This window comes from Pedobacter sp. ASV28 (genome assembly GCF_016428855.1).
Classification (GTDB): domain Bacteria; phylum Bacteroidota; class Bacteroidia; order Sphingobacteriales; family Sphingobacteriaceae; genus Pedobacter.
In genome coordinates, this window is the sequence record NZ_JAELTN010000054.1 from 1 (window position 1) to 12,913 (window position 12,913).

The 12,913-nt window shown below is 39.9% G+C and carries 11 protein-coding genes; 6 read left to right on the plus strand and 5 right to left on the minus strand.

All coding sequences use genetic code 11. The features are described 5' to 3' along the window. Positions 1 to 39: 39 nt before the first annotated feature. Both JHD79_RS17305 and JHD79_RS17310 read right to left on the minus strand, forming a co-directional pair. Positions 40 to 783: a LamG domain-containing protein gene (locus JHD79_RS17305; protein ID WP_233164766.1), complete on the minus strand. Its 744-nt coding sequence runs from the start codon at positions 781 to 783 to the stop codon at positions 40 to 42. A 199-nt stretch (positions 784 to 982) separates the two neighbouring features. Then, positions 983 to 1,939, minus strand: coding sequence for a helix-turn-helix domain-containing protein (locus tag JHD79_RS17310; protein ID WP_199120559.1), 957 nt, complete (start codon positions 1,937 to 1,939; stop codon positions 983 to 985). Positions 1,940 to 2,140: 201 nt separating this feature from the next. On the opposite strand from JHD79_RS17310, the gene JHD79_RS17315 reads away from it, so the two are divergent. From JHD79_RS17315 to fabV, 3 genes are all read left to right on the plus strand, one after another. Beyond that, a complete protein-coding gene (locus JHD79_RS17315) occupies positions 2,141 to 2,695 on the plus strand; it encodes a hypothetical protein (protein ID WP_199120560.1) in 555 nt (184 codons plus the stop codon). Further along, complete coding sequence (locus tag JHD79_RS17320; RefSeq protein WP_199120561.1) at positions 2,662 to 3,459, plus strand: T9SS type A sorting domain-containing protein; 798 nt, start codon at positions 2,662 to 2,664, stop codon at positions 3,457 to 3,459. Before JHD79_RS17315 ends, JHD79_RS17320 begins: the two co-directional genes overlap by 34 nt. A gap of 365 nt (positions 3,460 to 3,824) precedes the next feature. Next, on the plus strand, positions 3,825 to 5,027 hold the full coding sequence (fabV, locus tag JHD79_RS17325; protein ID WP_199120562.1) for an enoyl-ACP reductase FabV: 1,203 nt from the start codon (positions 3,825 to 3,827) through the stop codon (positions 5,025 to 5,027). Between the two features lie 90 nt (positions 5,028 to 5,117). Here the strand turns inward: fabV and JHD79_RS17330 are convergent, their stop codons facing one another. Then, on the minus strand, positions 5,118 to 6,641 hold the full coding sequence (locus JHD79_RS17330; protein WP_199120563.1) for a SulP family inorganic anion transporter: 1,524 nt from the start codon (positions 6,639 to 6,641) through the stop codon (positions 5,118 to 5,120). 92 nt (positions 6,642 to 6,733) lie between these two features. Between JHD79_RS17330 and JHD79_RS17335 the strand changes: the two genes are divergently transcribed. Next, on the plus strand, positions 6,734 to 7,621 hold the full coding sequence (locus tag JHD79_RS17335; protein WP_199120564.1) for a pirin family protein: 888 nt from the start codon (positions 6,734 to 6,736) through the stop codon (positions 7,619 to 7,621). 418 nt (positions 7,622 to 8,039) lie between these two features. Here the strand turns inward: JHD79_RS17335 and JHD79_RS17340 are convergent, their stop codons facing one another. Further along, complete coding sequence (locus tag JHD79_RS17340; protein ID WP_199120565.1) at positions 8,040 to 9,092, minus strand: ferredoxin--NADP reductase; 1,053 nt, start codon at positions 9,090 to 9,092, stop codon at positions 8,040 to 8,042. A 109-nt stretch (positions 9,093 to 9,201) separates the two neighbouring features. Then, entirely contained in the window at positions 9,202 to 9,978 is a 777-nt protein-coding gene (locus JHD79_RS17345) for a lytic transglycosylase domain-containing protein (protein WP_199120566.1), read from the minus strand. Positions 9,979 to 10,207: 229 nt separating this feature from the next. On the opposite strand from JHD79_RS17345, the gene JHD79_RS17350 reads away from it, so the two are divergent. Together JHD79_RS17350 and JHD79_RS17355 are read left to right on the plus strand one after the other, a co-directional pair. Beyond that, positions 10,208 to 11,644 carry a pseudouridine synthase gene (locus JHD79_RS17350; RefSeq protein WP_199120567.1) on the plus strand — a complete coding sequence of 479 codons (1,437 nt, stop codon included), beginning with the start codon at positions 10,208 to 10,210 and terminating at the stop codon, positions 11,642 to 11,644. A 13-nt stretch (positions 11,645 to 11,657) separates the two neighbouring features. After that, complete coding sequence (locus JHD79_RS17355) at positions 11,658 to 12,827, plus strand: lactonase family protein (RefSeq protein ID WP_233164767.1); 1,170 nt, start codon at positions 11,658 to 11,660, stop codon at positions 12,825 to 12,827. The last annotated feature ends 86 nt before the right edge of the window (positions 12,828 to 12,913 follow it).

Below are 12,913 nucleotides of genomic sequence, written 5' to 3' on the forward strand. Positions count from 1 at the left end.
CCCCCCCTCCTCCCCCCCCCCCCCCCACCGACATCTACACTATGGCTCGATCGTCGGCAGCGTCAGATGTGTATAAGAGACAGGGCTAGGAACAACCATGGCGTAGCTTTCTACCCAGTTACTTGTTGTTCCTGTTAGGGCAAAATTGGTCACCGTACCATCGTAACCATTTCCACTTAAATCTGTTAGGCTAGTGCCCGATTGGTTAAAATCATAATGAGTTACCAAACTTGCAGGTACCGAAACAATACTATTCAGCATTTCACTAATGATTTCCTGTTCGCCTAAAACAGCACTAAACACTTTCACCTCATCAATGCACCCTTGAAAATAAGTGCTCTCACTAGCGTTTTTACCAATCACTATCTTATGGGTGCTGTTCAATAAAAGCGGGGTGCCATTAAATGTTCCACTGCCTGTCAAATTACCATTCACATAGATTTTATATCCAGTTGGCCACACTACATAAGCCACATGCAGCCATCTGCCCACGGTATAGTTATAATGGGCATCTGCGGACGTAGTTATAAACGAAGTACCATTCCCAATATCACCGTGTACTTTGTTGCCACCGGTCAATTGCATATCAAAGCCAAATTCTGCCGTTTCTCTGGTACTGAAGATATGCATGGCTTTAGTGGCCTGTTCAGGTTTTACCCAAGCCATTACCGTAAAACTACCCGACACCACTGTGCTTTTTTGCGGCACGGTGACATAGTCGTTAATCCCATCGAAATGAAGGGCGTTACCTTGCGCCTTAACATCCAGATGAAACCATAACATCCATAAAAATAGACTTATAGCAAGGCAATGATTTTTAAGATAATACATGATTAAGTTTATAGTTTTCGGGCTGTTGTCCAGCCAATTTTGATTTACTAGCACAAAAGTAAGCGCAATGCACTTTGTCCTGTAATTTTAAAGCACAAACTTTGTCCAGTTTTATAAAACTGGACAAAGTTTACCAAACCACGAAATCAGGCTATAGAGAGTTGCGGTATTCGACTGGATTTAAGCCTACTATTTTTTTAAAGGCATTGTAAAATGCACTACGTGAAGCAAATCCCGAGTGTTTTGCCAAAGCTTCTATAGTAAAGTACCGTATCGTATCAACATCTGCCATTTGCTGTTGTATGCTTTTGATACGCTGCTTATTCACAAAATCAGTGAAAGTTAGCTTATACACATTGTTGAATATGGCAGATAACTTATGGGTACTAATTGCCAAGCTATTGGCCACCTTTTCTAGGCTAAGGTCTGCTGTTTTAAAAGCTTGCTGCGTTATGATGTAATCTTCAATTTTTGCACAACACTCTTCAGTTTCCCTGTCTTTTTGTAAAGAAAGCTGATGTTGTTTCTGCACGCGCAACAAGGTCTGTAATTTCATATCTAACATCGATGCCACCAAATGCAATGGCAAGCGTTCAATATATCCAGGCTTGGTGTTTACAAAATACAGATAGCGCTCTTTGGCATTGCCAACCCGTATAATATGGGTACGTTCCTGTGCATCTCGATAATACTTTTCTACCATAACCCTAAACAGGAAGTTCATATCAAAATACTGCATGAACAGTTCTTGCAGATCTTTGTTATGCATGGCGATCAATTCTGCATCTTCTACTGCAATAATAGATTCTTGAGAGGGCGCTATACCATGCAGGCCAGAAATAGAGCTTACAAATTCGTTATCTATGGAAATATAAGTAACGATTTCCTTTTTTTGATGGGTGGTTTGCCCCATCATAGCACCTCTTTTAATGAAATACATATACTGGCAGCACTCGCCTTCGGCCAAAAGCACTTCCCCTTTTTTTACTTTAAGGCTTACGGTTTTTTCTAAGAATGCTTCTTTTAACTTCCCGCTAATTGGATAAATGGCTCCTAGAATTCCTAAAATATAATTGATGTCTTTTGTAGCTGCTTTATTATAGCGCATTATTGTTTAGATGAAAAAGGAGTAACAAATATAACACTTTACACAGACTTAACCATAACCCTCTCATTTTAAACAAGAACACATTAAATCATACATAAGAAACCTATAGCGATTGAATATAAAATCGTTGAAATATCAAAAAAAATATTTTTTTGATAGATTTAAATGTTTTTTAAACTCATCTTTTTTTTTTAACGCACTATGTCAAATTACAAACGCGCCTTTATTCCCTATTTTAAACATTTTTCTTTGTTGCTAATCTTATGCAATCTAACTATCAATGCATTAGCTCAAAATTATTATCATAATGGGGGATTATCTACCGGCAATTTAACCAGTAATGGCTCCACAACTGCTCCCAGTGGTTATACTTGGAGCGAACTACAATCTGTAAGCGGGATCACCAACATCAACCTAGGTTATGGGGCCATTTATAACAATGCAGGAACAACCAATTTGAGAATAGCAGACGACTTTACCATACCTACCGGTCAGCAACTACAAATTAGCCGGATAGATTTTTATTGCTACCAAACTTCTTACGCAGGAACTACCCCTCCCGTAGATGCCCTACGTATCGAAATATGGGATGGCAACCCCTCATCGCCCACCTCCACCAAAATAGCTGGAGATATGACCACCAACCGCTATAATGCCAGTAATAGTGGCGATGCAAAGATGTACAGGATTGCAACCAATACCCCTAGTACCACCAGAAAAATATGGAGAATAAGTGGAGTATCTCTACTACATTAACTGCCGGCACCTATTGGGTGATCTTTCAGATGCACGCTACAAATGATGCCTCTATATTTATGCCTACAGTTACCCCAAAAGGTGCAATTACAGTAGCTAATAGCAATGCCATACAGTATAGCGGCTCGGCATGGAGCACAATAATGGACCCTAGTAGCAATCAGAATGTCGCAATGCCCTTTACGATCAATTATCATAATTATGTTACCCTTCCTGTGACCTTTGCCGATTTTCAGGTAAAAAAGCAAAGCGATGTAGCGAAACTCACTTGGCAAACCTATTCCGAAGAGCATAACAAAGAGTTTATCATCAGCAGATCTGCCAATGGCAAGGATTTTGCGGAAATTACCCGTCAAACAGGAGCCGGAAACAGTAAAGCTACCCAGCAATATGCCTACATAGATGCTAAACCTATCTCAGGGACAAGCTACTACAAACTAGAGCAGATAGATTTTGATGGCCAGCGTACAACATTAAAAATTGCACCTTTTCAATTCAACCTCAATGCAAGTCTCAAAGTATCAACTTTTCCAAACCCCAGCAAAGGAGGAATAAACCTACTGACGAATATATCGGCAGCTGAACTTACTTTAACCATTACCAACATACAAGGTATAAAAGTTCATCAAGAAAACATCAGGTTGGCTAATGATGTAAAAGAATACCCTTTGCAACTTAAAAATAAATTACAACCGGGAATTTATACAATTACCATCAAGGCTAATGATGGCAGTGTCTATACCCTAAAACAAATCATAGTTTGATTACAAAAAGGGATCTTGCAACAAGCTCCGCCTGTCGCACTTTTCCTATAAGTCTGCACTCGCTAAGCTAGCTTGCGGACTTTTCGTACAATCAGAGCAATTAGTCCTTAACCTGTCATTAACATGAGCCATAACCACAACCTTTGTAAATAAACCTTGGCGAGTGGTTATGGCCAAAGCGACGCAAAGCCATTTGAACGAAGCAAAGGGCCGTATTTACCTAAAGGTGATGCACCTTAATTTTCCCATACATTAAATAATAATTTACACATGTTGTACGGTATGCTAAAATTTGCATAGCACAAAAAAATAGGTAGCTTTGACGAAGGATTGCCAAGAATTTGGCCTTACACAAGAATAAAATTATGATTATTGAACCTAGAATGCGTGGTTTTATCTGTTTAACAGCTCATCCAGATGGTGCTGCTCAGAACGTGAAAAACCAAATTGAATATGTAAAATCTAAAGGAGCTGTTAATGGCCCTAAAAAAGTACTGGTCATTGGAGCTTCAACCGGCTTTGGCTTAGCCTCCAGAATAACTGCTGCCTATGCCTCTGGTGCTTCCACTATTGGCGTATATTTCGAAAAAGAACCGAAAGAAGGTAAAACAGCCTCTCCAGGCTGGTATAATACCGCAGCTTTTGAAAAACAAGCTCAAGCAGACGGCCTGTATGCAAAAAGCATTAACGGCGATGCGTTTTCTAACGAAGTAAAGCAACAAACGATCGATTTAATTAAGGCTGATTTAGGTCAGATTGACTTGATTATTTATAGTTTAGCTTCTCCCGTAAGAACCAACCCGAAAACAGGCGTTACGCATCGTTCTACTTTAAAGCCAATTGGCGGTACCTTTAGTGATAAAACCGTAGATTTTCACACAGGTATTGTTTCTACGGTAAGCATTGAACCTGCTAACGAAGAAGAAATTGAAAATACCATTGCCGTAATGGGCGGTGAGGATTGGGAAATGTGGATTGACGATTTAAAAGCTGCTGGTGTATTGGCCAATGGCTTTAACACTGTTGCCTATTCGTACATTGGCCCTGCGGTAACCGAAGCTGTTTACCGTAAAGGAACCATTGGTAAAGCGAAAGATCATTTGGAAGCTACTGCATTTACCATTACCGATAAACTGGCAGATCTTAACGGAAAAGCTTATGTTTCAGTAAATAAAGCATTGGTTACGCAAGCCAGCTCGGCTATTCCAGTAATTCCTTTATATATTTCTTTCTTGTACAAAACCATGAAAGAAAAAGGCCTACACGAAGGTTGTATCGAGCAAATTCAACGTTTATTTAGCGAAAGATTATACACTGGCAGCGATGTACCTGTAGACGAAAAAGGCCGTATCAGGATTGACGATTGGGAAATGCGTGACGATGTACAAGCGGCAGTTGCCGAACTTTGGAAAACTGCAGATACCGATACTTTACCTCAAACTGGCGACTTAGCCGGCTACAAGCATGATTTCTTAAACCTTTTTGGTTTTGATGTGGCTGGTGTAGACTACCAAGCTGATGCTAATGAAATGGTAGAAATACCTGGATTGCAACAGCCTCAGGCATAAAAAAATTATCCGTCATTTCGACCAACGGGAGAAATCTGTTAGATAGAACTTACAGATTTTTCCTCGTTGTATATCGTTCGAAATGACGGTTTATTTATCCGCCACTTTATAAGTAGGATCATCTATATTCACCTCTATTACATCTGCTGCGTTCCTGAGCAGCAGCCTGCTGTCGGCACTCAAGTGCTTTAAGGTTACTATTTTATTTAATTTTTTATAGCGATCTGTAATTTTATGCACTGCATCAATTGCACTCATATCACTGATACGGCTTTCCTTAAAATCAATAACAACCTGGTGAGGATCTTGCTGAACCTCAAATTTCTCTAAGAAAACAGTGGTCGAACCAAAAAACAAGGGACCATAAATTTCGTAATGTTTTATACCATTTTCGTCAATGTACTTTTTGGCCCTAATGCGTTTGGCACTTTCCCATGCAAAAACCAATGCAGACATGATTACCCCTATTAAAACAGCGAGTGCCAGGTTGTGAAAAAACACGGTAACTGCAGCCACTACAACACCAATAAAAATATCGGAACGTGGCATCTTATTGATGATCCGGAAGCTGCTCCATTCAAATGTACCTATGGCCACCATCATCATTACACCAACCAGTGCGGCCATCGGCAATTTTCCAATGACCGGTGCTCCAACCAATATGATCAACAAAATGGCGAATGCAGCAATAATGGCCGACAAGCGAGCTCGAGCTCCAGAAGAAAGATTAACCAATGTTTGCGCTATCATTGGACAACCACCCATGCCAAAGAAGAAACCGTTCAATATATTGGCCGTACCTTGGGCTACACATTCTCTATTTCCATTGCCTTTATTTCCCACCATTTCATCAACCAGGTTCAGTGTCAACAATCCTTCGGTTAATCCCACCATAGCCATGATCAGACCATAAGGCAGCACAATTTGTAAGGTTTCGAGATTAAAAGGAATATTTGGGATATGGAAAGGAGGAAAACCACCAGCAACCGAGGCAATATCGTTCACCGTTTTAGTTTGAATGCCAAAGATGAGTACTACCGCAAAAACAACCAAGATGGCGACTAATGATGCTGGCACAGCTTTGGTAAGCTTAGGCCAAACCCATACCATTAACATGGTAAGCGCAACCAAACCTAACATAGTGTAGAGGGCCGTTCCACTTAGCCAGCCCCCAGTTCCCCCTACCTTAAACTGGCTAATCTGCGACATAAAAATCACAATGGCTAATCCATTTACAAAACCATACATCACCGATTGTGGCACCAACCTAATAAATTTACCCAGCTTAAATAAACCTACCACAATTTGTATGATACCTGCCACAGCTACAGCAGCAAATACATACTCTAGACCATGTAGCTTCATCAGGGCTATTAAGGTAATTACGGTAGCTCCAGCTCCACCCGATACCAAGCCTGGCCTCCCGCCTAAAACAGCAGTTACCAGACCCATAATGAAAGCAGCATATAAACCAGTTAATGGAGGGAAACCTGCAAGTATGGCAAAAGACAATGACTCAGGGATCATGGTCATGGCCACAGTTAAACCCGCCAATATTTCCGTTTTGTAATTAATCTTTTGCGTAAAATCAAAAAGTTTTGGATATCGTACCATATGGTGTTTTAGGTTTACAAAAATACATTAAAAGCTGAGATACGATGCGGTACGATTGCACAGAAATGATTATCTTTATTTAAAAAACCAATATGTCCAACATCCAGCTCATCATAGAAGAAAGACCTAGCGATATCGGCAACTTTCTAGTAGGTAGATTGCTTCCTTTTAGAGAAAAAAGGTTAGTCGGGCCCTTTTGTTTTATCGATCACATGGGGCCAACAGCACTAAGTGATCATGAAAATTTTGACATTCCACCACATCCGCATATTGGCTTATCTACTTTGACCTACCTTTTTGAAGGCAGCATTATGCATCGCGACGGATTAGGTACCGAAATAGAGATAAAACCTGGGCAGGTGAACTGGATGACAGCTGGAAAGGGTATTGCCCACTCGGAAAGGACCCCAGAATACTTGAGGCATAGCGATAAATTTTTACATGGGCTTCAAATTTGGGTAGCCCTACCCAAGCATTTGGAGCAAATGGCCCCAGAGTTTTTTCATGCAGATGCTACAGATCTCCCCACATGGCAGGAAGATGGTGTAGATTTTAAGTTAATTGCAGGTGAAGCTTTTGGCAGGAAATCACCAATACCGGTTTATAGTCCACTCTATCTTATTGAGATTAAAAATACCGAAGAAAAAACACTTAAAATTGGCGATTCGCTTTTTGGTGAAAGTGGCTTGTACATTTTAGATGGCGGCGTAAGTAGCGAAGGCAATACTTTTGGTCCAAAAAACTTTCTGGTAGCTAAAGACAGTAAGCTTTGTGAATTCACCTTAGCCCCGAACAGTACCATTTATATTTTTGGCGGCGAAGCTTTCCCGGAAGAACGTTTTATCTATTGGAATTTTGTAGCCAGCAACAGGGAATTAATTGAAGATGCGAAGACCAAATGGCTAAACCAAGAGTTTGACAAAGTACCTGGAGAGACTGATTTTGTGCCATTGCCACCGCAGACCAGGAATTTGAAGTAGCTCCAAATATAATATGACAACTAAAGATATTATAATTGCTTTTTTAATCCACCTTGTAATACCGCTAATAGGATTGCTTTACTTCCTAAAGATTAGCATCCAGATGAAGAAAGAGAAAATAGTAGCTGTCCCATTAATATCTCTTTTTATAATTTTTGCAACTTACGGTAGTCTTCTACTTATAATGCTAATCAGCGTTTTTTGGAGATGGTCAGGAATGGCATCACTGGGTATGTTGTACTTGATACTGGGAGCACCAATATTGATGGGGCTAATAGCATTTCGTTATCAGAAGAAAAAAGGGATTTCTAAATATCACAATTGGACATTCATTTCTAGTGCTTGCTATTTTGTAATTGCTCCAATTATATTTCTATTAGCAATCCTAAGAGACTTGTAAAAATTCTCAACTCCAAAACTATCCCCAAGTTATCGTCGTATCGTTTTCCGTGGGATGTCCCGTGCAAACCAACACCCTGCCCATAGCGATCTCCTCGTCGGTAAGCACTTCATTATAATCCATTCTTACACCGCCGGAAATACAAGTAGCCACACATGTGCTGCAAACACCTCCGCTACAGCTATAAGGGATCTTGATCTTATTCTCAAGGGCAACATCCAATATTCTTTTGGGATAAGGAACCAGTAAATGATGGGTTTCTCCCTGGAAGATCAGGTTGATGGAATAGGTATTCTTATCTACAATTTTTTCAGTGAAATCATCTTCATCGACTTCGTCTTCCGGCAAGACAAAAGTCTCTTTTTTAACCTGATGGGGCTTGTAGCCAGCACCTAAGATAGAAATACGGCATACATCCATGTAATCTACAGGGCCACAGGTATAAAACAAGGCATCTTCCTTAGCATAACTCAGATTTTCCATGATGAGTTCATGTACCAGAAATCCATTTAAACGAGCCCTTAACAGATTCTTAGCATTGCTAAACAAATGGATAACCTTGAACCTCTCCGGATAACGGTTTTGCCAATCCGTAATTTCCTCTATAAATAAAGTATCCTCTTTCGAACGGCTGCTATACACCAGTACAATCTTGGAGTATGACTCTGCCACCAATGCCGTTTTTAAGATAGAAAACAGTGGAGTAACACCTACCCCAGCTGCAAAAAGAAAAACAGTTCGTTGTTTTAATGGCACAGGTTCATAAACAAACAGCCCATTAGGCTCGGCCACCTCTACTTTATCTCCCTTAGCCAACTGATGGTGCAGAAATCTGGAAATTTCTCCATTTTCTACTAATTTAACTGCAACAGATAAAGGTTCTTTAACAAAGGGAGAACTACAAACGGAATAAGAACGACGCAGTTCTTTACCATTCAGGCGAAAAATGAAGGTAAGGAACTGGCCAGCCATATAATTAAGCATATGCCCATCTAAAGTTTCAAATTCTATGCTGATTACTTCACTTGCTTGTTGTTTTACCGCTGTTACCTTAAGTTGCTTTAGAGACATAAAGCAAAATAACAAATTATTCATCATTCCTCCCGTCTAATAAACAAAAAAACCATCCCAGTTATTGGGATGGTTTGAATGCTTACTGCACAATACCAATGTGTTTTAATTACTCTATTACTTGAGCACTTTCTATTTCATTATAGGCAATCAATGCCTTTTGTCCCTTGTAGCCATTACGAACCGGATTTTCCAAGATTTCTTTCATAGAGATGAGTTTATATACATAAGCTCCTGTTTCCCTATTTAACTTCATCTTAAAATAATTATCCTGTCCTTGTTTATTGATTTGCCTCCTCATATGGCTATCACCTACATTATAGGCTGCGGCCACCAAAGTCCAGCTATCAAAAATGCCATAGAGTTCTTTAATATACTTACAGGCGGCAATAGTTGATTTTTTGAGGTTATAACGCTCATCAACTCTTTTATTGACCTTTAAGCCATACATACGGGCTGTACTGGGCATAAACTGCCAAAAGCCGGCAGCACCCTTTGGTGAAACACCTCCTCTTAAACCTGATTCTACCAGGGGAAGATATTTAAAATCGTTGGGAATATCATAAGCAGCCAAAATAGGTTCTATGATAGGGAACCACTCTGCAGCCTTTAGATGTAAACGATTCGTTTGCAAATTTTTGTAAGAAAATGAAGCCAAAGTCTTCTTCATTTTATGATTTACCTTTACATCACCTATCGGCAATGTTTCTTCGGCAAATTCTAGTTGAGCTATGGTAAACGCTGGCTCTTCAGCTTCTTTTATGGTATTGGTATAGTTATCTTTTGCAAGATTTTTTGTCACTTTTGGCAGCTTATAAGCAAACACTTTGGCCATGACCAGCAATACTAATATTACTGTGCATGGAATGAGGTGTTTCTTTAACATCTTCCTCCTTTTTTAGTTAACACTTAATACTTGGCCTGCAAAGATAATATTTATTACCTTAATTACCAAGCACTTACAAAAATAAGTCCAAAAATCAGCCTTTAAAGCAGTTTAAACCTAGATTTTATTTTCCCCATTTTACCCCAAAAACCATACTTTTAAAGATTGTTTATCCACCTGATTTTCCCTAACTTTGCAGCCGCATTAATTATGCGATTAAAAGCGTATCATGATAAATAATAACAACAGGAAAAGTCGGGATGACAAGTCCAAACCTGGCAGGAGCACAACGGGAAGAAGAACCGCGCAAACAGATAGTGACAAGCCAAAAAGATCTAGTGCAAAAGACGATAGCAGAAGCAAAAGTTTTGGCACTGATGACAAAAGAGATTTCAAAAGCAATAGTACCAGAGGCGGAGATTCTCAGTCCCGCCCTACAAGACCAAGAAAAGACTCTAACGAAACAGCTGGTTTCAAGAAATCATTCGATAAAAGAGAAAGCAAACCTTGGGAAAATAAAGACAAGCCATTTTCGGCAAGAGGCAACAGCAGTAACCGAGACCAAAACAGTAGAGATAGAAAGGACAGTAAACCTTGGGAAAAGTCTGACAGACCTTTTTCTGCAAGAGGCAACAACAATAAACGTGAAGAAGGCTCATCAGAAAGAAGAGAAAGCAAACCTTGGGAGAAACAAAACAGACCTTTCTCGGCTAGAGGCGCAAGCGGTAGTCGCGAAGAAAATACTGGAGAAAAAAGAAGCTACGTCAAAAAAGATAATTATGCAAAAGATGGAGCTGTCAATAAATTTTCTGACAAAAGAAACTCGAGATCGACCGACAATCGTCCTTTCAGAAAAAGAGAAGACGGTGATTTCAAATACAAAAAAGAAGATAAAGGCGAAAGGGTTGCCCCATTAACCAGGGCAAGAAAAAATGTAAAAGCTGAAGACGATCTTATTCGCCTAAACCGTTACATTGCCAATTCGGGAATTTGTTCCCGCCGTAAAGCCGATGAATTGATCGAAGCTGGAGTAATTAGCGTAAATGGAAATGCCATTACCGAACTTGGCCACAAAATAGACCCTTACAAAGACGAAGTAAGATATAATGGGGAACTTTTAAAGCGTGAAAAGAAAATTTACGTTCTACTCAACAAGCCCAAAGACTATATCACGACTACCGATGACCCACAGGAACGTCGTACTGTAATGCAATTGGTAGAAAAGGCCAGTCGTGAACGCATTTACCCCGTTGGACGTTTGGACAGAAACACTACAGGTCTTCTTTTAATGACCAATGATGGAGAGCTGGCGGATAAATTATCCCATCCAAGAAATGGCATCACCAAAATATATCATGTGGAATTAGATAAGAATCTAAGCCAGGGCGATTTCAATAAAATCCAATTTGGATTGGAGTTAGAAGATGGATTGATCAAACCTGATAATATCTCCTACGTTGCAGGGGCAAGCAAAAAAGAAATCGGTATACAGATACATAGTGGAAAAAACAGGATTGTACGAAGGATATTCGAGCATTTGGGCTATGATATAGTGAAGCTGGACCGGGTAGTATACGGGAACTTAACCAAAAAAGATCTGCCAAGAGGAAAATGGCGTTTCCTAGATGAGCATGAATTGATACAGATCAAGCATTTGATCAAATAAGAACGACTACTAAATGCGCGAGGAAAATAATCTTGGCGCATTTTTTATTTCTCCTTATCTTACGCAGAAAAACGACTTTATGGCTTCCAGAAGATTTTTTTTAACCCTTACATGTTATCTATCTGCGTTAGTTGCTAGTGCACAACATTATCATCTACTTATAGGCACCTATACCAACAAAGGCAATAGCGAAGGTATTTATATCTACGATTTCGATGCCAAAACTGCCGAAACAAAACAAACTGGTGTGATCAAAAATGTTTTAAACCCCAGCTATTTAACCTGGGGCATAAACCATCAGTTTATATACAGTGTTAATGAAGTGGGCAAAAACAGCACAGCTAGTTCATTCAAGTTTAACAGACTTACCCAAGAAGCCACATTTTTGAATAAGGAAGCAACAGGTGCCGACCCTTGTTATATCTTAACCGATGATAAAAATGTAATTACGGCAAACTATAGCGGCGGAAGCATTAGTGTTTTCGGCATTAAAGCCGATGGATCTCTTACTACTCTTAAGCAAACCCTTCAACATACAGGGAGTGGACCGGATAAAAGACAAGCCAGTGCACATGTACATCAGGTGCTATTCTCGCCAGACAAAAAATATCTTATCGCCACAGACCTGGGCGAAGATTACATCTACATCTATTATTATCAAGCAGATGCCGCAACCCCACTCGTACTTAAAGAACGGGTAAAAACTCATTCCGGTTCAGGTCCCCGACACCTAACCTTTAGTCCTAACGGGAAGCAGGCCTACTTAGCTCATGAGTTTAATGGTAAGATTTCGGTTTTTAGCTACACCAATGGCCATTTATCATTAATACAGGAGATAGAAACAACAGTCAAGGGCTTCAACGGAAAAATTGATGGTGCCGATATCCATATTTCTGCCGATGGCAAGTTCCTATATGAAAGCAATCGCGGTGATGCCAATTCCCTAAGCGCATTTACCATACAAAAGAATGGTAAGCTAAAATATCTGGAAACCGTAGAAACTTTGGGCAAAGGCCCTCGTAACTTCGCCATCGATCCAAGTGGCCATTACTTATTGGTCGCCCACCAATATACCAATGATGTGATCATCTTCAACAGAAATACCAAAACAGGAAAGCTAACCGATAGCGGTAAACGAATTGATGTTGGTGTACCTGTTTGTTTAAGCTTTGCCACACCATAAGAAATCAAGCATTAATCCATTTATGCAACTGAAACCATTATGAACATACCTCATTTGCCTTCAGCAGCAGGTAGGACTTCATAACC